This window comes from Xanthobacter autotrophicus ATCC 700552 (assembly GCF_043194565.1).
Lineage (GTDB): Bacteria > Pseudomonadota > Alphaproteobacteria > Rhizobiales > Xanthobacteraceae > Xanthobacter > Xanthobacter autotrophicus_F.
Genome location: NZ_JBAFVS010000018.1, coordinates 73504 through 96496, shown reverse-complemented (window position 1 = coordinate 96496; position 22993 = coordinate 73504). Strand labels below are relative to the sequence as shown.

Genomic DNA, 22993 nt, shown 5'->3' with positions numbered 1-22993 from the left:
TGATTTTCCGGCCGTGAGGAGCTTCGAGCTGCCTCAGACGCGGAGAACAGGAGCAAAAGATGGCGAAGAAGAGCGCGATCGAGACGAACGAGCGCCGCCGCAAGCTGGCCACTGGCCATGCGGCGAAGCGCGCGCGTCTGAAGGCGATCGTGAATGACAAGACGCTGCCGATCGAGGAACGCTTCCAGGCGACCCTCAAGCTGGCGGAGATGCCGCGCAATGGCGCGAAGATTCGTATCCGCAACCGCTGCGAGGTGACGGGCCGTCCGCGCGCCTTCTACCGCAAGCTCAAGATGAGCCGTATCGCGCTGCGCGAGCTGGGTAACCAGGGCATGGTTCCTGGCCTCGTGAAGTCGAGCTGGTGAGGAGGGAACGATGGCTGTAACTGATCCCATCGGCGATCTGATCACCCGCATCCGCAACGCCCAGATGCGCCGCAAGGACAAGACCTCGACCCCGGGCTCGCGCCTGCGTGCGAGCGTTCTCGAAGTGCTCCGCACCGAAGGCTATATCCGCGGCTACACCGCGACGGATCACGGCAACGGTCGCACCGAGTTCGAAATCGAGCTCAAGTATTTCGACGGCGTCCCGGTGATCCGCGAGATCGCCCGCGTGTCGAAGCCCGGCCGCCGCGTGTATGCGTCGGTCAAGAATCTGCCCCGAGTTGCCAACGGTCTCGGCATCGCGGTCGTCTCCACGCCCCAGGGCGTGATGGCGGACCACGAAGCCCGCGACAAGAATGTTGGCGGCGAAGTGCTCTGCACCGTGTTCTGAGGCGACGGAGGACGACATGTCGAAGATCGGCAAGCTGCCCGTCGCCATCCCCGCTGGCGTCACCGCCAGCCTGGACGGACAGACGGTGAAGGTAAAGGGCCCCAAGGGCGCCCTCGAATTGACGCTCGTGGAAGAGATCGAGGCCGCCATCGAGGGCTCCGAACTCAAGGTGTCCATGCGCGGTGAAACCACCCGCCACAAGGCCATGTGGGGCATGTCCCGCACCCTGGTGGCGAACCTGGTGGAAGGCGTGACCAAGGGCTTCGAGAAGAAGCTCGAGATCACCGGCGTCGGCTACAAGGCGGCGGTGCAGGGCAAGAACCTGAACCTGGCGCTGGGCTATAGCCATGACGTGATCTTCCCGATCCCCGAAGGGATCCAGATCGTCACGCCCAAGCCCACCGAAGTGATCATCTCCGGCATCGACCGCCAGCAGGTCGGTCAGGTGGCGGCAGAGATCCGAGAGTTCCGCGGCCCCGAGCCCTACAAGGGCAAGGGCGTCAAGTACGCCGGTGAATTCATCTTCCGCAAGGAAGGTAAGAAGAAGTAACGGAGGCGAACCATGGCTAAGGATTTGGAGGCGCTGGCGCGCCGCAAGGCCAAGGTGCGCCGTGCGATTCGCGTCGCTGCGAACGGACGTCCGCGCCTTTCGGTGCACCGGACCTCGCAGCACATTTATGCGCAGGTCATCGATGATGCGAACGGCGAGACCCTCGCCGCCGCGTCCAGCCTTGAGAAGGATCTGCGCACGTCGCTGAAGACGGGCGCGGACACCGACGCGGCGAAGACCATCGGCAAGCTGGTGGCCGAGCGGGCCCTGGCGAAGGGCGTGACTGCGGTCGTCTTCGACCGCGGCGCATACATCTTTCATGGGCGCGTCAAGGCGCTCGCTGAGGGCGCCCGCGAAGGCGGCCTTCAGTTCTGACGCGAAGGACACGCGAATATGGCCCGTGAACGGGAACAGCGCCACGAGCGCGAAGATCGCGACAACACGTTTGTGGACAAGCTTGTCCACATCAACCGTGTCGCGAAGGTGGTGAAGGGCGGCCGTCGCTTCGGCTTCGCCGCCCTGGTGGTTGTGGGTGATCAGAAGGGCCGCGTGGGCTTCGGCCACGGCAAGGCCCGCGAAGTGCCTGAGGCCATCCGCAAGGCCACGGAGAGCGCCAAGCGTGCGCTCATCCGCGTTCCGCTGCGCGAAGGCCGGACCCTGCACCACGACGTGCATGGTCATCACGGCGCCGGCAAGGTGATCCTGCGCGCCGCTCCGGCGGGTACCGGCATCATCGCCGGCGGCCCGATGCGCGCGGTGTTCGAGACCCTCGGCATGCACGATGTGGTGGCGAAGTCCTTCGGGTCTTCCAACCCCTACAACATGGTGCGCGCCACGTTCGACGCCCTCAAGAACCAGGACAGCCCGCGCTCGGTCGCGGCCCGTCGCGGCATCAAGGTGTCGCAGCTCCAGTCCCGCCGCCGCGTCGAAGACGCGGAAGCGACGGACTGAGCGTCGGATTAGGAGCGCGCCATCATGAGCGACAAGACAGTCACCGTGGAGCAGATCGGCTCGCCGATCCGCCGCCCGTTCGACCAGGAAGCAACCCTGGTCGGGCTTGGGCTGAACAAGCGGCACCGCCGCTCCACCCTCAAGGATACCCCGGCCGTGCGCGGTATGATCGCGAAGGTCGCCCACCTCGTCCGCGTGGTCGAGTGAGGAGCGGGACATGAATCTCGACGAAATCAGGGACAACCCCGGCGCTCGCAAGAAGCGCATGCGGGTGGGCCGGGGCATCGGCTCCGGCAAGGGCAAGACCGCGGGTCGCGGCGTGAAGGGCCAGAAGGCCCGGACCGGCGTGGCCATCAAGGGGTTCGAAGGTGGCCAGATGCCGCTGCATCGGCGTCTGCCGAAGCGTGGCTTCCACAACATCTTCCGCCTCGACTACAACGAGGTCTCCCTGGGCAAGATCCAGGCGGCTGTCGAAGCCGGCAAGCTCGATGCCGGCCTGCCGGTCACCGAGGCGGCGCTGGTCACGGCCGGCGTGCTGCGCCGGGTCAAGGACGGCGTCCGCGTGCTCGGCTCCGGCGAGCTTTCCGCCAAGGTGACGCTGGAAGTGGCCTATGCCACCAAGTCCGCCGTCGCCGCCGTGGAGAAGGCCGGTGGTTCCGTGACGGTTCTGACGGCTGTGGTCGTCACCGAAGTGGAATGATCCGTGGGTGGTCGGGGTGTCCCGGCCGCGTCGATTTGATGTGAGCGGCCGGGCGCGCCCGGCCGTTTTTTCGCTTGAGGATTGGGGTGCGTCGTCTCGCCTCAGTCCTTCCGCGAATGCGTGTTTCGGGACGGATTGGCGTGCGGGTTGCCTCAACCTGACGATCCGGCTCTAGCAACCCGGTCCAAGGCCGGGTATCTGCATTTCCCGGGCGATGCTCCGGTGCCGCCGGATGCGGGAAGGACCTTCGACCCCAGGGCGGGCGGACGCACAGGCGTCCTGGCTCGGCCGCGGTTGGGGTCCGGAAGCATCGGCAAGAAAACGCCTGTCGATCCGCTTTGATCGGATCCGCGCACTAGGCACCCGCGAATCGCGCCCTCATATAAGGGCTGCCCCAGTCCGGGCGGCGTCCAGCGGAGCAAGGCATGGTCTCGGCGGCGGAACAACTCGCGGCGAACCTCAATTTTGGCGCTCTCGGCAAGGCCGAAGAGCTCAAGAAGCGCATCTGGTTCACCCTCGGCGCGCTTATTGTGTACCGGCTCGGCACCTATATCCCCATGCCCGGAATCAATCCGGACGCGCTGGCCGACGTGTTCAAGAACGCGCAGCAGGGGATCATCGGCCTCTTCAACATGTTCTCGGGCGGCGCCGTGGAGCGCATGGCCATCTTCGCCCTGAACATCATGCCGTACATCTCGGCCTCCATCATCATCCAGCTGCTCACCAGCGTCTCGCCGACGCTGGAGGCGCTGAAGAAGGAGGGTGAGGCCGGCCGCAAGCAGCTGAACCAATATACGCGCTACCTCACCGTGGTGCTGGCCGTGTTCCAGGCCTACGGCATCTCGGTCGGCCTCGAGGGGTCGGGCAGCGTGGTGGCCGATCCCGGCTGGTTCTTCCGAATCACCACGGTAATCACCCTCACCGGCGGCACCATGTTCCTGATGTGGCTGGGCGAGCAGATTACCTCGCGCGGCATCGGCAACGGCACCTCGCTGATCATCTTCGGCGGCATCGTTGCGGAATTGCCCGGCGCGTTCGTGCGCACGCTTCAGCTCGGCCGCGAGGGCGCCATCTCCACGGTGCTGATTCTCGCCGCGCTGGTGATGGCGGTGGTGGTCATCGCCTTCATCGTGTTCATGGAACGGGCCCAGCGCCGGCTGCTGATCCAGTATCCCAAGCGCCAGGTGGGCAACCGCATCTATGAGGGTCAATCCTCGCACCTGCCGCTGAAGCTGAACACCTCGGGCGTCATCCCGCCGATCTTCGCCTCGTCCCTGCTGCTGATCCCGACCACCATCGCCAGCTTCATGCAGGGCTCGGGGCCGGAATGGCTGCAGACGATCACGACCCATATCGGGCACGGTCGCCCGGCCTATATGGTGCTCTATGTGCTGCTGATCGTGTTTTTCTGCTTCTTCTACACCGCGATCGTGTTCAATCCGGTGGAGACGGCGGACAATCTGAAGAAGCACGGCGGCTTCATTCCCGGCATCCGGCCGGGCGAGCGGACCGCCGAGTACATCGATTACGTGCTCACGCGCATCACCGTGGTGGGGGCAGCCTACATTGCGGCGGTTTGCCTCTTCCCCGAACTGCTGATTTCCTACGCCTCGCTTCCGTTCTATTTCGGAGGGACATCGCTGCTGATCGTGGTCAGTGTGACCATGGACACGGTGTCCCAGATCCAGGGGCATCTGTTGGCCCACCAGTACGAAGGTCTGGTCAAGAAGGCCAAGCTGCGCGGAGGGAGGAGAAAATAATATGAGGCTGGTGCTGCTCGGGCCGCCCGGGGCGGGCAAGGGAACCCAGGCACAACGGCTGGTCACCCGTCATGGGATTGTCCAGCTCTCGACCGGCGACATGCTGCGCGCCGCCGTGGCCGCCGGTACGCCGGTGGGCCTGAAGGCGAAGGCGGTCATGGACGCCGGCGGCCTCGTCTCCGACGAGATCGTGATCGGCATCATTGCCGAGCGCCTTGATGCGCCGGATGCGAAGAACGGCTTCATTCTGGACGGCTTCCCGCGCACGGTGGCGCAGGCGGAGGCCCTCGATCATCTCCTCGCCGACAAGGGCATGAAGCTCGACGCGGTGATTGAGCTGGTGGTGGACCAGGAGAAGCTGGTGAACCGCATCCTCAACCGCGCCGCCGAGGCCCAGGCCAAGGGCGAGGCGGTGCGCAAGGACGATGACCCGGTGGTCTTCAAGACCCGCCTTGAGGCCTACAACCGCGATACCGCGGTGGTGGCGCCCTATTACAGGGCCCGCGGCCAACTCAAGCAGATCGACGGCATGGCCCCCATCGATCAGGTCACCGCCGCCATCGACGGGGTGCTGGCTGAAGCGGCGTGATGCTAGAGCATTTCCCCGTTTCACTGAATCGGGGAAGTGCTCTAAGTCATTGAGTTTACGCGTTTTCTTTACGCGAACCGGTATCCACTTCGCTCGAAAACGCTCTAGGCGGGATCTGTGCCGTGCCATTGGCGAGATCCTGCTGGCTCATTGGGATCCCATCGGGGCTGCGGGTGAAGCCGCGGCTCGCGATGAGTATGAGAGCTATGTTCCGGCCCTCGCCGGGCGGGTAGCGTCGGGTGCCGGGGCGGATGTTCTGGCGGACTGTCTCCTCCGGATCGAGCAGTTGGAGATGGGTCTTCGCGGCGATGCGGCGCGGGCATTGGCCGTCGGGGAGATGCTCTCGGGGCTCTCTGAGCGCTGACCGGCTTGTTCAGTCGCTTCGCTGAATTGCCGGCGGCGCCCGCGGGCTCTCGGCGCGACATGCGTAGCAAAGGGGTTGGCACTTGCCGATTCGCCGCGCTTGCTACCACGCTCCCGAGGCCTCCTTGCGAAGCTTTCGCGGAGCCGTGACGGGCGAGGCAGGAGGCGTCGGCAGCAAGATTCGGGCCGGGTCTTTGCGCGAGGCTCTTGACGCTTTCTTAAAACCCGGCTATGGGCACTCCCTCGCCTCGGAATTGGTGCCGTTCGGTCCGCCCGAAAGGGTCGGACAGGGCGGCTGCTTTGTCGTATCTGAGGCGTTTCCTTTTCCCCCGCAAGGGCCGGCCTCCACCGGACGCGGGGATCATTCCGCCGGAGCGTGCCGCAAGGCCGTCGGCGTCACATGGAGAGAGCAGTGGCTCGTATCGCAGGCGTCAATATTCCGACCAACAAGCGCGTGATCATCGCGCTCCAGTATATCCACGGCATCGGCGCGAAGCATGCCGAGGAAATCGTGACCAAGGTCGGCATCCCGGCCGAGCGCCGCGTGAACCAGCTGACCGACCAGGAAGTGCTGCAGATTCGTGAGACCATCGACCGCGACTACGTGGTGGAAGGCGATCTGCGCCGCGAAGTGGCCATGAACATCAAGCGGCTGATGGACCTCGGCTGCTACCGCGGCCTGCGCCATCGTCGCGGCCTGCCGGTGCGCGGTCAGCGGACCCACACCAATGCCCGCACCCGCAAGGGTCCGGCCAAGGCCATCGCGGGCAAGAAGAAGTGATCGGTCGCAAGACCCTCTGAAAGCATGGGCCGGCCTTGCCGGCCCAATAGGCTTTGAAAAGCATGGGCCGGCCCGCCGGCCCATGCCATTGACCGGCCCCTCAAGGGCCATCCCGAGCGCCTGGAGCTACGGGCGCGCCTGAAGGATTGAAACAAGAATGGCTAAGGAAGCTACCCGCGTAAAACGCCGCGAACGCAAGAACATTGCTTCGGGCGTCGCGCATGTGAACGCCTCGTTCAACAACACCATGATCACCATCACCGACGCCCAGGGCAACACCATCTCCTGGTCCTCGGCCGGCGCCATGGGGTTCAAGGGCTCGCGCAAGTCCACGCCGTACGCCGCGCAGGTGGCGGCCGAGGACGCGGCCCGCAAGGCGGCCGAGCACGGCATGCGCACCCTCGAGGTGGAAGTGTCCGGTCCCGGCTCGGGACGTGAATCCGCCCTGCGCGCGCTGCAGGCGGCGGGTTTCCTTGTCACCTCCATCCGCGACGTGACGCCGATCCCGCACAACGGCTGCCGTCCGCGCAAGCGCCGTCGGGTCTGATCCGCTCTTCGTTTCGCCGCGGGGCTTTTGCCCTGCGGATCGTCTGCCCGGTTTCTCCTCCCCGATCGGGACGGGCCCGGCCTCCGGTTGAGGCACAGACCCCGGCACCTGCCGTGGCCCGGCGAGAAAGCAAGGTGAAGCAAGTGATTCAGAAGAACTGGCAAGAGCTGATCAAGCCCGAGAAGCTGCAGGTCAACCCCGGCCACGATCCCAAGCGCTTCGCGACCGTGATCGCCGAGCCGCTGGAGCGCGGCTTCGGTATGACGCTGGGCAATGCCCTGCGCCGCATCCTGTTGTCGTCGCTTCAGGGCGCAGCGGTGACGTCGATCCACATCGACGGCGTGCTGCACGAGTTCTCGTCCATTCCCGGCGTGCGTGAAGATGTCACCGACATCATCCTCAACGTGAAGGATGTGGCCATCCGCATGCAGGGCGACGGCCCCAAGCGCATGGTGGCCAAGAAGACTGGCCCGGGCGTGCTCGTGGCCGGCGACATCCAGACCGTGGGTGATGTGGCCATCCTCAACCCGAACCTGCCCATCTGCACCCTCGACGAGGGCGCGGAACTGCGGATCGAGTTCACGGTGGACACCGGCAAGGGCTATGTCGCCGCCGACCGCAACCGGCCCGAGGACGCGCCGATCGGCCTGATCCCGATCGACAGCCTCTATTCGCCGGTGCGCAAGGTCTCCTACAAGGTCGAGAACACCCGTGAGGGTCAGATCCTCGACTATGACAAGCTGACCCTTCAGATCGAGACCAATGGCTCGATCACGGCCGAGGACGCGCTCGCTTATGCCGCGCGCATCCTGCAGGACCAGCTGGAGATCTTCGTCAACTTCGAGGAGCCCAAGCGCGAGAGCGAGACCACCGCGATCCAGACACTGCCGTTCTCCCCGGCGCTGCTGAAGAAGGTGGACGAGCTGGAGCTGTCCGTGCGCTCGGCCAACTGCCTGAAGAACGACAACATCGTGTACATCGGCGACCTGATCCAGAAGAGCGAGACGGAGATGCTCCGCACGCCCAACTTCGGTCGGAAGTCGCTCAACGAGATCAAGGAAGTGCTCGCCTCCCTCGGCCTGCATCTGGGCATGGAAGTGCCCGGCTGGCCGCCGGAGAATATCGAAGAGCTGGCGAAGCGCTTCGAAGAACACTACTGATCTGAACCTTAAGCGGCCCGAGCCGCGCCACCGATCGCCGGCTCGTCCGCCGCCATCTTTCAGGAGTTCGCCGTCATGCGTCACGGCAAGGTACATCGCAAGTTCAACCGCACCTGGGAGCATCGCAAGGCGATGTTCTCCAATCTCGCGGGCGCCCTCATCACCCACGAGCAGATCGTGACCACCCTGCCCAAGGCGAAGGATCTTCGCCCGGTGGTGGAGAAGCTGGTGACCCTCGCCCGTCGCGGCGACCTTCACGCCCGCCGCCAGGCGATCGCGGAGCTGAAGGACGTGACCATCGTCAAGAAGCTCTTCGACGTGTTGGCGCCCCGCTACAAGGAGCGTCCGGGTGGATACACCCGCATCGTCAAGGCCGGTTTCCGCTACGGCGACAACACGGCCATGGCGGTGATCGAGTTCGTGGATCGCGACGTGAACGCCAAGGGCGCCGCCGATCACGCCCGCACCGCTGCGGCGGCGGAAGCCGAGGCGGCCTGAGGCGCGCTCGCTTCGAGATCTGGATTGCAAAGGGCGGCCTTCGAGCCGCCCTTTTCGCGTTACGCAGGGCCTGTTCGACCCGGGCCTGTTCGACCTGGGCCTGTTCGGCTTGGACCTGTTCCAGCGGTCGGCGCTCCAGTGCTGCTTTTTCGGCGCAACTCGCGGCTATAGACAGGATAGTCCTCGCGACTCACCATCGGCCGGCAACCTCCGGTCGCTGTCGTCGCTGGGTGCAGGCTCATCGGTGAACGGTTGAGACGGATGAACATCTTTCTTCCCCTGCCTGGCAGCCGGCGCGGTGCATCGCGGCTTGCCAAGTCCCTCATTGGCGTCTTCGTCGCGGCCCTATGGGGCGGCGGCGCCCTGGCGCAGCAGCCCGCGGTTCCGGTCCAGCCGCAGGTGCCGGCGTCCGCCGCGGAGGTGAAGTTGTCCTTCGCGCCCGTGGTGGCGCGCACCGCGCCGGCGGTGGTCAATGTCTATGCCCAGAAGACCGCCCAGCAGCGGGCCAATCCCATTTTTGACGATCCCTTCTTCCGCCGCTTCTTCGGCGGGCAGGGCGGCCCGGGGCTCCGCGCGCCGGAGCGGGTGCAACGCTCGCTCGGGTCCGGCGTGATCGTGGACCCCTCCGGCATCGTCGTCACCAATTTCCATGTCATCGAGGGGGCGGATGAAATCCGCATCGCCCTCAACGACCGGCGCGAATACGAGGCCGAGGTGCTGCTGCGGGATCAACGCACGGACCTCGCGGTGCTGCGCATCAAGACCGAGGCGAAGGAGACTTTCGCCTCCATCGAGCTGGGCAATTCGGACGAGCTGGCCGTGGGCGACCTGGCGCTGGCCATCGGCGATCCCTTCGGCGTCGGCCAGACGGTGACGCAGGGCATCATCTCCGCGCTGGCCCGCACCCAGGTGGGGATCTCCGACTACCAGTTCTTCATCCAGACCGATGCGGCCATCAATCCCGGCAATTCCGGCGGCGCGCTGGTGGACATGGCGGGGCGGATGGTGGGCATCAACAGCGCCATCTATTCCCGCTCGGGCGGCTCCATCGGCATCGGCTTCGCCATTCCGGTCAACATGGTGCGGGTGGTGGTGGAACAGGCCAAGGGCGGCTCCAAGGCGGTGCGCCGGCCATGGCTGGGGGCGAAGCTGCAGCGGGTGACGCCCGACATCGCCGAAAGCCTCGGCCTGCCGCGCCCCACCGGCGTGCTGGTGCAGGACGTGGTGACGCAGAGCCCGGCGGCCAAGGCGGGCCTGAAGGTGGGGGATCTCATCGTCGCGGTGGAGGGGCAGGCCATCGACGATCCCGAATCCCTCAACTACCGCTTCGCCACCCGGCCCATCGGCGGCAAGGCGGCGCTGGCGGTCAACCGCGGCGGCAAGGAGGTGAGCCTCGTGGTGGTGCTGGAAGGCGCGCCGGAGACGGTGCCGCGCGACGAGGTGGTGGTGCGCGCCCGCTCGCCCTTCGCCGGCGCAACGGTGGTGAACCTGTCGCCGGCGGTGGCCGAGGAACTGAAGGTGGATGCCAACGCCACCGGCGTGGTGATCTACGACGTGGACGACAATTCCCCCGCCGCCGCCGCCGGCTTGAAGCCGGGGGACGTGGTGATGGAGGTGAACGGCGAGAAAATCGGCCGCACCCGCGACCTGGAGCAGCTGGTGCGCACGCCCCTGCGGGCCTGGCGGGTGACGGTGGGGCGTGGCGGGCGCACCATCACGGCATTGCTGCCGGGCTGAGCGTGCCCGCCCGCCGAAGTGGAGCAACCGGCCTGGCATTGGTCGAAGACCGGGCAGTGGATCAGGACACCCGATCGAGAGGACGAAGAAGCATCCATGGCCGATCTGTTCGAGGCGGCGGGACTCGGGAGCGACGTGTCGCGCCCGCTCGCTGACCGGCTGCGGCCGGCCAAGCTCTCCGAAGTGGTGGGGCAGGAGCATCTGGTGGGGCCCGACGGCGTGCTCTCCCGCATGCTGGAGACGCGCTCGCTGGGCTCCCTCATCCTGTGGGGGCCGCCGGGCACCGGCAAGACCACGGTGGCCCGGTTGCTCGCCAGCGCCACCGACCTGCATTTCGAGCAGATCTCGGCCATCTTCTCCGGCGTCGCCGACCTCAAGAAGGTGTTCGAGCAGGCCCGCGCCCGCCGCCAGATGGGCAAGGCGACGCTGCTGTTCGTGGACGAGATCCACCGCTTCAACCGCGCCCAGCAGGATAGTTTTCTTCCGGTGATGGAGGACGGCACCGTCACGCTGGTGGGGGCCACCACCGAGAACCCGTCCTTCGAGCTGAATGCGGCTCTGCTGTCGCGCGCCCGCGTGCTGGTGTTCAAGTCGCTGGACCAGGACGCCATCGCCCGCCTGCTCACGCGGGCGGAGGAGGTTGAGGGCAAGGCCCTGCCGCTGACCGAGGACGCCCGCTTCGCCCTGCTCAACATGGCGGACGGGGATGGGCGGGCCTCGCTGACGCTGGCCGAGGAAGTGTGGCGGGCGGCGCGGCCGGGGGAAGTGTTCGACGTGGCGGCCCTGGCCGACGTGGTGCAGCGGCGCGCGCCCATCTACGACAAGAGCGAGGACGGCCACTACAACCTCATTTCCGCCCTGCACAAGGCGGTGCGCGGCTCGGACCCGGATGCCGCGCTGTATTATTTCGCCCGCATGCTGGATGCGGGAGAAGCGCCCTTGTTCCTTGCCCGGCGCATCGTGCGCATGGCGGTGGAGGACATTGGCAATGCCGATCCGCAGGCATTGGTGGTCGCCAATGCGGCCAAGGACGCCTTCGACTTCCTCGGCTCTCCGGAGGGCGAGCTGGCCCTGGCCCAGGCGGTGGTCTATGTGGCCACGGCGCCCAAGTCGAACGCCGTCTACAAGGCGTTCTCGGCCGCCAAGCGCGCGGCGAAGGAGGGCGGCTCCCTGGTGCCGCCCAAGCACATCCTCAATGCCCCCACCAAGCTGATGAAGGGCGAGGGCTATGGTGCCGGCTATCGCTACGACCATGACCAGCCGGATGCCTTCTCCGGCCAGAACTATTTCCCCGAGGCCCTCGGCCGGCAGAGCTTCTACCACCCGGTGGAGCGCGGCTTCGAGCGCGAGATAAAGAAGCGCATGGACTATTGGGCGCGGCTGCGGGCCGAGCGCGGCGAGCCGTGAGCCGCCGCCGGTGCGGCCGGCGCCGGTCTGGGGTATGATCAAATAAGACATGGAGCCGGCCTTGACCAAGCTGATGCGCGAACTCATCGAGAGGCTCGAAGCCCTGCCCGATGCCGAGCAGGATGCGCTCGCCCGTGAGTTCCTCTCCGTGCTCGAAAGCGGGGAGGTCTATGTGCTTACCCCCGAGCAGGAGGAGGAGGTGCGCAAGGCGCTGGAGGACGGCGAGCCGAACGCGAGTCCGCAGGAGGTCGAGGCCTTCTTCGCGCGCTTCCGCGGATGAGGATCGTTTTCCGCGCGCGGGCCCTGAGGCATCTTCGCGAGATCGAGCATTATATCGGCCAGGATAATCCCAAAGCGGCGGCGAAGGTGATCGTCCGGCTGGAAACGGCCATCAACATCCTTGCCGATCATCCCTTTTCCGCGCCGGCAGGGACCGTGGCCGGAACCCGGCAACTGACCCTTCCGGGCAGTCCCTATCTCGTGGTCTATCGCGTCGTGGGCGAGGAGATCACCATCCTTGCCGTGCTGCATGCGTCGCGGCGCATTCGTTCCTGATCCTCGCTCGGACTGGCCATGACCTTCACCCTTCCCCCCGCTCTCGTCGTCTTCCTCGGTGCCGGCCTTGGTGGTGTCTTGCGGCATTTCATCAACATGGCAGTGCCCAAGTTCCTGGGCACCGGCTTTCCCTTCGCTACCTTTCTCATCAATGTGTCCGGCAGCTTCATCATGGGGCTGATCGTGGGCTACCTCGCCTTCAAGGACGGGGTATTCTGGAACCAGACCATGCGGCTGTTCCTGACCACGGGCATCCTGGGCGGCTACACCACCTTCTCCACCTTCTCGCTGGACTTCTTCTTCCTGGTGGAACGCAACGCCTATGACCTTGCCTTCGCCTATGTTGCCGCGTCCGTGCTGCTCGCGCTGGCCGCGGTCTTCTCGGGCATGATGCTCATGCGGTCCATCGCCTGAGGGGCAGGATGGGGACGGCTGCAGGGGGCATCCGCACTTTCTTCACTCGGCTTCACCCGGACTGCTGCCCATTGGCCTCGAAAATGCGCTATTGCTGCGCCAACGGGCAGGAACACGCACCCGTGCGAAGGATATTGCGTTTCAAAGGACATTGCGTTTCATGGCCGTCGCGCTGAAGACCGTGACCGAGGACGAGGCGGGCATGCGCCTCGACCGCTGGTTCAAGGTCCATTTTCCTGATCTCTCCTTCGGCCACCTGCAGAAGCTGGTGCGCACCGGGCAGGTGCGCGTGGACGGCGGGCGGGTGAAGACCTCGTCCCGCGTCGAACCGGGCCAGAGCGTGCGCATCCCGCCCCTCGGCGACGAGCCGCAGGACGAGCCGGCCACCAAGCAGGGCGGCGGCAAGTCGGCCGAGGCAGGCAAGGGTTCCGCAGGGGCAGAGGCTTCCGGCGCCGCCGATGCGCCGGCCAAGCCGCGGCAGTCCGCCAGTGCCGCCCGGCGCAAGGAGGACGAGGACCGCGCCTTCCTGAAATCCATCACCCTGTTCGAGGACAAGGACGTGATGGTGCTGAACAAGCCCTTCGGCCTTGCCGTCCAGGGCGGCTCGGGCACCTATCGCCATATGGACGGTATCCTGGAGGTGCTGCGCGACAAGGACGGCCAGAAGCCGCGCCTCGTCCACCGCATCGACAAGGACACCTCCGGCTGCCTGCTGGTGGCGAAGACGCGGCTTGCCGCCTCGGTGCTGGCCAAGAGCTTCCGCTCGCGGGAGGCGCGCAAGGTCTATTGGGCGGTGGTGCCCGGCGTGCCCAAGCCCAAGCAGGGGCGCATCTCCACCTATCTCGCCCGCGACGAGGACGAGGAGAAGATGCGCGTCGCCCGCCACGGCGAGGACGAGGCGAGCCACGCCATCACCTATTATGCCGTGGTGGACCAGGCGGCGCAGAAGATGAGCTGGCTGTCGCTGAAGCCGGTGACCGGCCGCACCCACCAGTTGCGCGCCCACCTCGCCCATATCGGCCACCCCATCGTTGGCGACCCCAAATATTTCGATATCGAGAACTGGGAACTGCCGGGCGGCCTGCAGAATCGCCTGCACCTGCTCGCCCGACGGCTCGTCATTCCCCATCCGCGCGGGCAGGGGCTGATCGACGTATCGGCGCCGCTGCCCCATCACATGGCGCAATCCTTCGCCGTGCTGGGCTTCGATGCGTCGCAGTATGATCCCATCCTTGAGGCGCCGGAGGGATAGGGTACGACCTTCGTCTAATGCGGATGGATGTTGGGCGCGGTGTTCTCGCGTGCGGCTTGAAGTCGCCGCGTCTTTGCCTATGGTGCCGCGCTAAGGCCCCATGGCCAAACAAGAAGCAACCCGAAAAGCGGCACCAGCCGCGCGCCCAGGGGAACGGTTTCCATGTCCATCCTGCTCGCCCTTGCCCGGGGCATCGATGCCGTGAACATGCGCATCGGCAAGGCGGCCTCGTGGCTGATCCTCGTCGCCATCCTCGTTTCGGCGGCCAACGCGGTGGTGCGCAAGCTGTTCGACCTCAGCTCCAATTCCTGGCTGGAGCTGCAATGGGTGCTGTTCGCGGCGGTGTTCCTGCTGTGCGGGTCCTGGACGCTCATGGACAACGAGCACATCCGCATCGACATCGTGAACGCGCGCCTCACCAAGCGGGTGCGGGACGGCATCGACATCTTCGGGCACATCTTCTTCCTGTTGCCCTTCTCCATCCTGCTGCTGTGGACCTCCTGGCCCTTCTTCCTGTCGTCCTGGTCCATCAACGAGCAGTCGCTGAATGCCGGCGGCCTGCCGCAATGGCCGGCCAAGCTGCTGGTGCCGCTGGGCTTCTTCTTCCTGACGCTGCAGGGCTTCTCCGAGTTGATCAAGCGCATCGCCATTTTCACCGGGCGGATGGAGGACCCCAACGAGCGGGAGGGCGGCAGCCACGCGGCCCTTGCGGCCGAGGCGGAGCGCCTGCTCGCCGAAGTGGAGATTCCCGGCGCCGGCACGCCGGTTGTCCCGGCCACTCCCACAACCAAGCACTGACGGAGCGCGAGACATGTTCAACGCCCGCCTCCCGAAGGCGCGTTTCGCCGCCGCCGCGCTCGTGCTTGCCCTGGTGCTCGCCGTGGTCCTGCCCGATGTGGCCTTCGCCGCCGAGCCGGGCTTCCGCGGCTGGTTCATCCACAACATGGCGCCCATCATGTTCGGCGCACTGGTGGTGTTCCTGCTGCTCGGCTACCCGGTGGCCTTCTCGCTGGCCGCCAACGGCCTCATCTTCGCGCTCGTCGGCATCTGGCTGGGCCTGTTCGAGCCCAAGTTCCTGCAGGCGCTGCCGGAACGCGTCTACGGCACCATGAACAACGAGGTGCTGCTGGCGGTCCCCTTCTTCACCTTCATGGGCCTCATCCTGGAGCGCTCCGGCATGGCGGAGGACCTGCTCGACACCATCGGGCAGGTGTTCGGCTCCATCCGCGGGGGCCTTGCCTATGCGGTGATCTTCGTGGGCGCCTTGCTTGCCGCCACCACCGGCGTGGTGGCGGCCTCGGTGATCTCCATGGGCCTTATCTCCCTGCCCATCATGCTGCGCTACGGCTATGACCGGCGCGTGGCCTCCGGCGTCATCGCCGCCTCGGGCACGCTGGCGCAGATCATCCCGCCGTCCCTCGTGCTCATCGTCATGGCCGACCAGCTGAACCGGTCGGTGGGCGACATGTATGAGGGTGCCTTCGTGCCCGGCCTGCTGCTCGCCAGCCTCTACGCCCTCTACATCTTCCTGGTCTCGACCCTCTTCCCGGGCGCGGCGCCCGGCCTGCCGCTGGACGCCCAGACCCTGCGCGACCCGAACCAGAAGATCGGTCCCTCCCGCGTCCTCGGCGCCATCGCCGCGGCGGGCTTCGCCTTCCTGATCGCTACCGGCTCGCTGCCGCATCTGACCGCCGGCCTTCTGCCCGGCGTCGCCAACCCGGCGGTGTGGGGCGCGGTGGCTTTCGTGCTGCTGTACTTCATCATGTCGGGCACGGCGCGGCTGCTGACACCGTCGCTGTTCATTGCCCTCGCCCTGGCCATCGCCGGCGCCCTCTTCCTGATGACGGAAAGCGGCGTGAAGTTCGGCGCGGACTATGTGGTGCTCACCATGTCCGCCACGGTGGGCCTCGCCTTCGTGGTGGCAGTGATCAACCGGCTCTTCCGCCTCGGCCTTTTGTCGAAGCTCGCCGAGCAGGTGGTGTTCGTGATGGTGCCGCCTTTGGCGCTCATCTTCCTGGTGCTGGGCACCATCTTCATCGGCGTCGCCACACCGACCGAGGGCGGCGCCATGGGCTCGGTGGGCGCGCTCATCCTCGCGTTCGCCCGCGGCCGGCTGAAGTTCGACCTGATGCGGCAGGCCACCTATTCCACCGCCAAGCTCTCCGCCTTCGTGCTGTTCATCCTGCTCGGCGCGCGCGTGTTCTCGCTCACCTTCTACGGGGTGGACGGCCACAAGTGGGTGGAAGAGCTGCTGGTGTCGCTGCCCGGCGGGCAGATGGGCTTCCTCATCGCGGTGAACGCGCTGGTGTTCGTGCTGGCCTTCTTCCTCGATTATTTCGAGCTGGCCTTCATCATCATCCCGCTGCTGGGGCCGGCGGCCGACAAGCTCGGCATCGACCTCATCTGGTTCGGCGTGATGCTGGCGGTGAACATGCAGACCTCGTTCATGCATCCGCCGTTCGGCTTCGCCCTGTTCTTCCTGCGCTCGGTGGCGGCCAAGGTGCCGTACATCGACCGGGTGACGGGCAAGTTGATGCAGCCGGTCACCACCGGGCAGATCTATTGGGGGGCGGTGCCCTTCGTCTGCATCCAGCTGGTCATGGTGGCCCTCATCATCCTGTTCCCGGGCATGGTGACCCACTACAAGAGCGGCGGGGTGCAGCTCGACCAGAACCAGATCCAGCAGCAGTTCGAGAACCTCTCCCCCGGCCTCGACGCGGCGCCGCCGCCGCCGCTGGACCTCGGCTTCGGCAAATAGGACCGCGCGCCTTGCCCTGCTATGGGCGCATTCGGATCGGACATCACGAGGTGGACAAACGTGAAGCGGACGGCATGACGCCGGCCGTTTCCTCGTGCATCTGTGGTGATGGTCCCACGGTGCCGATTCGCGGCGCACCGCCGCGCGCGTGGAGGTGAATTGAATGAACTCCAGGCCCGACTTCTGTCCCGGCTGCGGGGCGCAGGTCTACCCGGAGGAGGCCAGTTGCCCCTTCTGCGGCCGCAAGCTGCACACCAGCTTCCTGATGCCCTTCCTGGTGGGGCTCGGCGGCACGGCGGTGGCTGTCGCATCCGGCGGTCTCGTCTGGTGGGTCATGTCCGCACCGCCCGGGGAGCCTGAGGCCGGCGCCCCCCAGAGCAGTGTGGTTCAGGGCGCGATCGTCGCGCCGCCGCCGCCGGCTGGCGTGGCCCCGCCTGCCCCCACGGACCAGACCGCCCCAGCCACCCCGTCGCCCCAGGCCGGGAGCGGGCAGGGCGCCGGCGGCACCCAGGAGGCTGCGCTGCCGCTGCCCACGGTGAACGGCCCCATCACTCCGCCAGCGGCGGACGCGACCGCACGCCGGGCGTTTGCCAAGAGCAAGCAGGAGAGCTTCGCCCAGAATGGCCTCGACCTCACGGTCACGGCCGGGGGCGAGGAGGCGACCATCCTCACCATCAAGTTCAACTTCCCCGCCAAGACGGCGGCGGAACTGATCGTCTCGGGTCCCTTCCCCAAGCAGTGCGAGCAGCGGGGGTTCCGGCAGGTCCTGTTCGTGGACCCGTCGGGCATCACATGGGTATATGATGTGGCGACCCAGCAGATGACCCAGAAATGACCCCTGAGAGCGATGCCGCCCCCGCCCCGGATGCCGCGCCCCTGAAGCTGGTGCTGTTCGATTGCGACGGCACGCTGGTGGACAGCCAGCACATGATCGTCGCCGCCATGCGCGACGCCCATGCGGCCCACGGCGTGGTGCTGCCCGAGCGGGACCGGCTGCTCTCGGTGGTAGGGCTCTCCCTGCCGGAGGCGTTCGCCATGCTCTCGCAGGGCGACCTGGCCTACCCCATCGAGGCCCTGGTGGACGCTTATCGCAACGCCTTCACCCGCCTGCGCAACGCCGAGCCCCCCGAGCCCATGTTCGAGGGCGCCTGGGAGGTGCTGGACGCCCTGCGCCGGCGCGACGACCTGGTGCTGGGCATGGTCACCGGCAAGGCGCGCCGGGGCGTGGACCGGGTGCTCAAGGCCCATGACATGGAAGGCTGGTTCGCCACCATCCAGACCGCCGACGATGCCCCCTCCAAGCCCCATCCGGCCATGGTGTTCCAGGCCATGGGGGAGATCGGCGCGCGGCCGGAGGAGACGGTGGTGGTGGGCGACACCACCTATGATGTCTCCATGGCGTTGCAGGCGGGGGCCTCGGCCCTCGGCGTCGGCTGGGGCTATCACGAGGTAGCGGATCTGAAGCGGGCCGGGGCGGACCATATCGTCCACCGGTTCGACGAGGTGCCCGCCGCCATCTTCGATCTTCTGGCGCGCCGCCGCGCCATTGCCGGGTAGGAGACGGATCATGGGCGATCCCTCGGGGGCTGATCCCACAGCGGGCGGCCAGACCATGCGTGCATTTCTGGAGGATATCGAGGAGCCGGTGGCGGGGGACGATCCCATCGCCCGGGCCCGCGCCGCCCAGCGCACGCCGCTGCCGAAGCGCTTTTACACTGATGTGAGCGTTGGCGAGGCGGACGGCGGCTTCACCATCCTGCTCGACGGCCGGCCGGTGCGCACCCCCGCGCGCGGCCTGTTGCTGGCGCCGACGCGTCCTCTGGCGGAAGCCATGGCCGCCGAATGGGCGGCGCAGGAAACCGAGATCAATCCCTTCATCATGCCACTGACGCGTCTGGTGAACGTCGCCCTCGACCGGGTCGGCCCCGAGGCCGAGGCGGTGCGCGACGAAGTGGTGGGCTATGCCGGCTCCGACATGCTGTTCTACCGGGCCGATGGTCCGCAGACGCTGGTGAACCGGCAGGCGACGCAGTGGGACCCGGTGCTCGACTGGCTGAGCGGCAGCCACGATGCCCGCTTCTTCCTCTCGGAAGGTATCCGGCACGTCACCCAGCCGGACGCGTCGCTGGAGCGGGTGCGGGCCCTGGTGCCGCAGAACCCGCTGAAGCTTGCTGCCGTCCATTCCATCACCACCCTCACCGGCTCGGCCCTGCTGGCGCTGGCGGTGGCGGAGGGCGCGCTGGATGCGGACACCGCCTGGGCCGCGGCCCATGTGGACGAGGATTTCAACCGCGAGCAATGGGGCGAAGACGAGATCGCCACCGCCCGCCGCGCGGCCCGTCGCACTGAAATGGATGCGGCCGCCCGGCTGCTGGCGCTCATTTCCTGATCCGCGCGGCGGGTGCACTTTGCGTATGGGCCAAGCTCGCGGCGCTGCCAGCAGACGGTGACGGTTGGCATAATCTGAATGGCCCGTGAGCTTGACTCATGGGCCATTGGTTAAGCCCGCGCGGCACTTGAGCGAAACACACCTGGCATCGGTCAAAGACGAAAGGCCGATGGTATAAGTGGAGCAGGGGATGGACGAGGACACCATCGCCGACCTCTTCAGCGCATTCGGCGATGTGCGCACGCGGCGCATGTTCGGCGGCCGGGGCCTTTATGCGGACGGGCTGATGTTTGCCATCGAGGTCAGCGGTACCCTTTACCTGAAGGCCGATGCCGACCACGCCGCCTTGCTTGAGAGCCGCGGCTCTTACCCCTTCTCCTATCTCGCCAATGGCACCGTGCGCACCATGACCGGCTTCTGGTCCGTACCGGAAGCAGCGCTGGATGATGGTGACGACCTCGCTGCGCTGGCCCGCCGCTCCCTCGCGCTCGCCCGCGCCGCGGCCGCGCTGAAGCCGGTGAAAAAGGCCGGAGCCCGACCCAAAAAGAAAACCCCGCGCGGCTGACCGGCGGGGTTGTTCCGTGGTGATCCGCCGGCGCTCCGAAAGGCGCGTCGGCGAAGGGGGCTCAGCCGGCCTTCACGCGCACCGGGCGCAGCAGGAAGGCGGGCAGGTGGCTCATGTCCGCGGGCTCGGCGGCGGGGGCGCGTTCACGGCGCACCGGGCGGGCTTCGGGAGCCTCCTCACGGGTGGGACGACGGCTGCGTTCCTGCCGTTCGGGACGCGGCGCGCGGGCTTCCGCCTCCACGCGGGGCTCGCTGGCGCGCACTTCGGCGGCGGGGGCTTCGCGCTCCCGGCGCGGTTCCCGCTCCCGACGGGGCTCCCGCTCCGGACGCGGTGCGCGCTCCGCACGCGGCTCCCGCTCAGGACGTGGCTCGCGTTCCGCACGGGGCTCGCGGGCGACGCGGGGCTCGCGTTCGGCGCGGGGTTCGCGCTCGGGACGGGCCTCACGCTCGGCCCGGGGCTCGCGCTCGGCGCGGGGTTCCCGCTCGGGACGCGCCTCGCGGGGCTCCTTCTCCACGCGGCGCTTGCCGCGCAGCCGGCCGCCATCCTCGCGGCGTTCCCGCCGCTCCGATGCAGGCGGGGCATCGCCCAGGGGCGTTCCGTGCCAGGGCACGGCATTGCCGATCAGCTTCTCGATGGCCGTCACCGACTTGGCATCGGTATGGGTCACCAGCGTATAGGCCGTGCCGGCGCGCCCGGCGCGGCCGGTGCGGCCCACGCGATGCACATAGTCTTCCGAATGGTGGGGCACGTCATAGTTGAAGACGTGGCTCACCGCCGGAATGTCGAGCCCGCGGGCGGCCACGTCGGAGGCCACCAGCAAGGTTGCCTCGCCGGCGCGGAACTGGTCGAGGGCCTTGATGCGGGCGTGCTGGTCCATGTCGCCATGGAGGGCCACGGCGTTGAAGCCGTGCTTCTGCAGCGAGCGATGCAGCACCGCCACGTCGCGCTTGCGGTTGCAGAAGATGATGCCGTTCTGCAATCCGTCGCAGTTGCGGATCAGCTCGCGCAGCACCTCGCGCTTGTCGTAGTCCTCCCGTCCGGAGGACACCAGCATGTGGGTGACCGTAGCGGCGGTGGAGGCCGGCTTCGACACTTCCACGCGCACCGGATTGGACAGGAATTGCGACACCAGGCGCTGGATCTCCGGCGGCATGGTGGCCGAGAAGAACAGGGTCTGGCGGGTGAAGGGCACCAGCTTGCAGACCCGCTCGATGTCCGGGATGAAGCCCATGTCCAGCATGCGGTCGGCCTCGTCGATGACGAGCACCTCGATGCCGGACAGGAGCAGGCGTCCGCGCTCCACGTGGTCGAGCAGGCGGCCGGGGGTGGCGATCAGCACGTCCACGCCGCGTGCCAGCTTGGAGTCCTGATCGCCGAAGGAGACGCCGCCGATCAGCAGGGCGACGTTCAGTTTGTGGTTCTTGCCGTAGCGGGTGAAGTTCTCTTCCACCTGCGCCGCGAGTTCGCGGGTCGGCTCCAGGATGAGGGTGCGGGGCATACGGGCGCGGGCCCGTCCGTGCTCAAGCAGCGTCAGCATGGGAAGGGTGAAGGCGGCAGTCTTGCCGGTGCCTGTCTGCGCGAGGCCGAGCACATCTCGGCGCGCCAGCACATGGGGGATGGCCTGGGCCTGGATGGGCGTCGGCTGCGTGTAGCCGGTGTCAGCGACTGCCGCGAGGACCTTTTCGCTCAGGCCGAGTTCGGAAAATGACATTGCATCTTTTGGATGCGGCGGCGCGCCGCTGATCGAACGTCCCGTGCCGTACGGGCTCAGACGAGGGGTCGTCGGTCGGCGCGCTGGATTCGACATATCTCGGACGACGCATAGCAACATATGAAAATTGTGCGCCGTGTCAATGTTTTCCGGCTCGAAGTCCGGATCAGTCGGAACGGATGGTCATTAAACGCCCAATTGAAGATCCATAGCGCTGGCGGCATGCGCTTTCGGAATGCATGGCCGTCCTGTCATGCGTCCGGGGCAAGTCTCGCGACTTGACCAGCGCGGCCCCCCGCCGCAGGGATGGCCTTCCTCATCCGGCGGCGGATCTTGATGCCCTTTCTTCTCGTCCTCGGCCTCGCGGCCTTTGCGAGCGCATTCTCCATGCGCGCCGTCGACCCGATGCTCAACATCCTCGCCGCGGACCTGAAGGTGACGTTGCAGGAGGTGGCGCTGCTCGCCAGCGCCTTCACCCTGCCTTACGCCACCATGCAGCTGCTGTTCGGTCCCATCGGCGACGCCGTGGGCAAGGTGCGGCTGATCCGCTTCAACCTGGCCATGCTGGCGTTGGGGCTCGCGGTCTCGGCGCTGGTGCCCGGCCACTGGGAACTGCTCGCCGCCCGGGTGGTGTCGGGGGCGTTCGCGGGCGGCATCATCCCCGTGGTGCTGGCCACGGTGGGCGATCGCGTGCCCTACGAGCTCAGGCCTGTGGCCCTGAGCCGGGTGCTGCTGGCCCTTGTGCTGGGCCAGCTGGTGGGCTCGGCGGCGGCCGGGTTCATCGCCGAATATGCGGGCTGGAGGCCGGTGTTCTGGTGTGCGTTCGCCGTGGCCGCCGCGGCCTGCCTGTCGGCGATGGTGGGAATCACCGAGGAGCGGGCGCGCCAGCCGCTGTCGGCTGGCGCGGCCCTTGCCCGCTACCGCACGGTGCTGAAGAATCCCCTGTCCCTCAAGGTCTATGCGGTGGTGGCGGTGGAAGGTGCGCTCACCTTCGGGGTGTTTCCGCTGGCCGCGCCGCTGATGGTGGAGCACGGTCTCGGCGATGCGGTGGAGGCCGGCCTGGTGCTGGGCGCCTTCGCCATCGGCGGCGCCTTCTACACCTTCGCCGTGCCGTTCCTGGTCCGCCATCTGGGGCTCGCCGGCATGGTCGGGGTGGGCGCGGCGGGCGTGGGCGGGCTGTTCATGGCGGCGGCCATCGGCCCCAACCTCGCGGTGGTCGTCGGTGTCTTCGCCGCCGCGGGCTTTGCCTTCTACATGATCCACAACGTGCTGCAGATCCTCGCCACCGAGCTGTCGGCGGAGGCGCGGGGCTCGGCGGTATCGCTGTTTGCCTCGGCCTTCTTCGTGGGGCAGGCGGTGGGGGCCATCATCCTTGCCCATGCGGCCGGACTTCTGGGCGCCGCGCCGGTGTTCGCCATCGCGGGGCTCGGCATGCTGATCCTCGCGGTGCCGGCCAGCCTGCTGCCGCCGCGCAAGGCGAAGGTAACAGGCTGAGGTGACGGCAGGCTGAAGGCGCGAACAGCGCCCGCGCC

Annotated in this window: 27 protein-coding genes; 26 read left to right on the top strand and 1 reads right to left on the bottom strand. The window is 67.2% G+C overall.

All coding sequences use genetic code 11. The annotated features are described in order from the left end of the window. Positions 1-59: 59 nt before the first annotated feature. From rpsN to V5F48_RS17750, 25 genes are all read left to right on the top strand, one after another. Positions 60-365, top strand: coding sequence for a 30S ribosomal protein S14 (rpsN, locus tag V5F48_RS17870; protein ID WP_012116756.1), 306 nt, complete (start codon positions 60-62; stop codon positions 363-365). A 10-nt stretch (positions 366-375) separates the two neighbouring features. Next, positions 376-774: a 30S ribosomal protein S8 gene (gene rpsH, locus V5F48_RS17865; protein WP_138398137.1), complete on the top strand. Its 399-nt coding sequence runs from the start codon at positions 376-378 to the stop codon at positions 772-774. Positions 775-790: 16 nt separating this feature from the next. Next, the gene (rplF, locus tag V5F48_RS17860) at positions 791-1324 is read left to right on the top strand and encodes a 50S ribosomal protein L6 (protein WP_394108113.1); all 534 of its coding nucleotides are present in this window, start codon (positions 791-793) and stop codon (positions 1322-1324) included. Positions 1325-1336: 12 nt separating this feature from the next. Beyond that, the gene (gene rplR / locus V5F48_RS17855; protein WP_012116753.1) at positions 1337-1699 is read left to right on the top strand and encodes a 50S ribosomal protein L18; all 363 of its coding nucleotides are present in this window, start codon (positions 1337-1339) and stop codon (positions 1697-1699) included. Positions 1700-1717: 18 nt separating this feature from the next. Further along, positions 1718-2275, top strand: coding sequence for a 30S ribosomal protein S5 (rpsE, locus tag V5F48_RS17850; protein ID WP_012116752.1), 558 nt, complete (start codon positions 1718-1720; stop codon positions 2273-2275). A 24-nt stretch (positions 2276-2299) separates the two neighbouring features. Further along, positions 2300-2482, top strand: coding sequence for a 50S ribosomal protein L30 (rpmD, locus tag V5F48_RS17845; protein WP_012116751.1), 183 nt, complete (start codon positions 2300-2302; stop codon positions 2480-2482). Between the two features lie 10 nt (positions 2483-2492). After that, positions 2493-2975, top strand: coding sequence for a 50S ribosomal protein L15 (gene rplO, locus V5F48_RS17840; RefSeq protein ID WP_394259800.1), 483 nt, complete (start codon positions 2493-2495; stop codon positions 2973-2975). A 425-nt stretch (positions 2976-3400) separates the two neighbouring features. After that, positions 3401-4735: a preprotein translocase subunit SecY gene (secY, locus tag V5F48_RS17835; RefSeq protein ID WP_394108115.1), complete on the top strand. Its 1335-nt coding sequence runs from the start codon at positions 3401-3403 to the stop codon at positions 4733-4735. A gap of 1 nt (position 4736) precedes the next feature. Then, positions 4737-5324: an adenylate kinase gene (locus tag V5F48_RS17830; protein WP_394259799.1), complete on the top strand. Its 588-nt coding sequence runs from the start codon at positions 4737-4739 to the stop codon at positions 5322-5324. 775 nt (positions 5325-6099) lie between these two features. Further along, positions 6100-6468, top strand: coding sequence for a 30S ribosomal protein S13 (gene rpsM / locus V5F48_RS17825; RefSeq protein WP_394108117.1), 369 nt, complete (start codon positions 6100-6102; stop codon positions 6466-6468). 157 nt (positions 6469-6625) lie between these two features. Next, the gene (gene rpsK, locus V5F48_RS17820; protein WP_012116745.1) at positions 6626-7015 is read left to right on the top strand and encodes a 30S ribosomal protein S11; all 390 of its coding nucleotides are present in this window, start codon (positions 6626-6628) and stop codon (positions 7013-7015) included. 143 nt (positions 7016-7158) lie between these two features. Then, a complete protein-coding gene (locus V5F48_RS17815) occupies positions 7159-8175 on the top strand; it encodes a DNA-directed RNA polymerase subunit alpha (protein WP_282641864.1) in 1017 nt (338 codons plus the stop codon). A gap of 75 nt (positions 8176-8250) precedes the next feature. Next, positions 8251-8673 (top strand): 50S ribosomal protein L17, encoded by a 423-nt coding sequence (rplQ, locus tag V5F48_RS17810; RefSeq protein ID WP_138398131.1) that lies wholly within the window; start codon positions 8251-8253, stop codon positions 8671-8673. A 261-nt stretch (positions 8674-8934) separates the two neighbouring features. Further along, a complete protein-coding gene (locus V5F48_RS17805; RefSeq protein WP_394259798.1) occupies positions 8935-10410 on the top strand; it encodes a DegQ family serine endoprotease in 1476 nt (491 codons plus the stop codon). Between the two features lie 96 nt (positions 10411-10506). Beyond that, positions 10507-11817 (top strand): replication-associated recombination protein A, encoded by a 1311-nt coding sequence (locus V5F48_RS17800; protein WP_394259797.1) that lies wholly within the window; start codon positions 10507-10509, stop codon positions 11815-11817. A 61-nt stretch (positions 11818-11878) separates the two neighbouring features. After that, positions 11879-12097 (top strand): hypothetical protein, encoded by a 219-nt coding sequence (locus V5F48_RS17795; protein ID WP_394259796.1) that lies wholly within the window; start codon positions 11879-11881, stop codon positions 12095-12097. Further along, positions 12094-12372 (top strand): type II toxin-antitoxin system RelE/ParE family toxin, encoded by a 279-nt coding sequence (locus V5F48_RS17790; protein WP_394108122.1) that lies wholly within the window; start codon positions 12094-12096, stop codon positions 12370-12372. Before V5F48_RS17795 ends, V5F48_RS17790 begins: the two co-directional genes overlap by 4 nt. Before the next feature lie 18 nt (positions 12373-12390). After that, positions 12391-12786, top strand: coding sequence for a fluoride efflux transporter CrcB (gene crcB / locus V5F48_RS17785; RefSeq protein WP_394259795.1), 396 nt, complete (start codon positions 12391-12393; stop codon positions 12784-12786). Between the two features lie 160 nt (positions 12787-12946). Next, positions 12947-14038, top strand: a complete 1092-nt coding sequence (locus V5F48_RS17780) for an RluA family pseudouridine synthase (protein ID WP_394259794.1) — start codon at positions 12947-12949, stop codon at positions 14036-14038. Positions 14039-14200: 162 nt separating this feature from the next. Then, a complete protein-coding gene (locus V5F48_RS17775; protein WP_394259793.1) occupies positions 14201-14836 on the top strand; it encodes a TRAP transporter small permease subunit in 636 nt (211 codons plus the stop codon). 145 nt (positions 14837-14981) lie between these two features. Beyond that, complete coding sequence (locus V5F48_RS17770; RefSeq protein WP_394259802.1) at positions 14982-16796, top strand: TRAP transporter large permease; 1815 nt, start codon at positions 14982-14984, stop codon at positions 16794-16796. A 163-nt stretch (positions 16797-16959) separates the two neighbouring features. Further along, positions 16960-17631 carry a zinc ribbon domain-containing protein gene (locus tag V5F48_RS17765; RefSeq protein WP_394259792.1) on the top strand — a complete coding sequence of 224 codons (672 nt, stop codon included), beginning with the start codon at positions 16960-16962 and terminating at the stop codon, positions 17629-17631. Then, positions 17628-18353, top strand: coding sequence for an HAD-IA family hydrolase (locus V5F48_RS17760; RefSeq protein ID WP_394259791.1), 726 nt, complete (start codon positions 17628-17630; stop codon positions 18351-18353). The genes V5F48_RS17765 and V5F48_RS17760 overlap by 4 nt, the downstream gene beginning before the upstream one ends. A 10-nt stretch (positions 18354-18363) precedes the next feature. After that, the gene (locus V5F48_RS17755) at positions 18364-19185 is read left to right on the top strand and encodes an ATP12 family chaperone protein (protein ID WP_394259790.1); all 822 of its coding nucleotides are present in this window, start codon (positions 18364-18366) and stop codon (positions 19183-19185) included. Positions 19186-19375: 190 nt separating this feature from the next. Beyond that, positions 19376-19750, top strand: coding sequence for a TfoX/Sxy family protein (locus V5F48_RS17750; RefSeq protein ID WP_394108129.1), 375 nt, complete (start codon positions 19376-19378; stop codon positions 19748-19750). A 61-nt stretch (positions 19751-19811) separates the two neighbouring features. On the opposite strand, the gene V5F48_RS17745 is transcribed toward V5F48_RS17750, so the two are convergent. Next, complete coding sequence (locus tag V5F48_RS17745; protein WP_394259789.1) at positions 19812-21461, bottom strand: DEAD/DEAH box helicase; 1650 nt, start codon at positions 21459-21461, stop codon at positions 19812-19814. Between the two features lie 336 nt (positions 21462-21797). On the opposite strand from V5F48_RS17745, the gene V5F48_RS17740 reads away from it, so the two are divergent. Continuing rightward, a complete protein-coding gene (locus V5F48_RS17740) occupies positions 21798-22955 on the top strand; it encodes an MFS transporter (protein ID WP_394259788.1) in 1158 nt (385 codons plus the stop codon). The last annotated feature ends 38 nt before the right edge of the window (positions 22956-22993 follow it).